This window comes from Pseudophaeobacter sp. 1A09344, from assembly GCF_041008745.1.
Lineage (GTDB): Bacteria > Pseudomonadota > Alphaproteobacteria > Rhodobacterales > Rhodobacteraceae > Phycobacter > Phycobacter gallaeciensis_A.
In genome coordinates, this window is sequence record NZ_JAXGFS010000049.1 from 1 (window position 1) to 233 (window position 233).

Consider the following 233-nt stretch of genomic DNA (forward strand, 5'->3'; position numbering starts at 1 on the left):
ATACTGATGGATTCATTACCATTTGTGGGATGCCATAACTCTCCAGCAATACCAAACACAAAAAGGGCGCCCCGCTGGGGCGCCCTTTCCAAAACCATATCGCCAAACTTAACGCTTGGAGAACTGGAAGCTCTTGCGGGCCTTGGCCTTGCCGTATTTCTTGCGTTCCACAACGCGACTGTCGCGGGTCAGGAAACCGGCGGCTTTCAGCGCGCCGCGCAGGGATGGATCAT

Annotated in this window: 1 protein-coding gene; it reads right to left on the minus strand. The window is 54.9% G+C overall.

All coding sequences use genetic code 11. The annotated features are described in order from the left end of the window. Positions 1 to 108: 108 nt before the first annotated feature. On the minus strand, positions 109 to 233 hold a 125-nt coding region (gene rpsI, locus SM765_RS23040; RefSeq protein ID WP_368981947.1), incomplete at its 5' end, for a 30S ribosomal protein S9.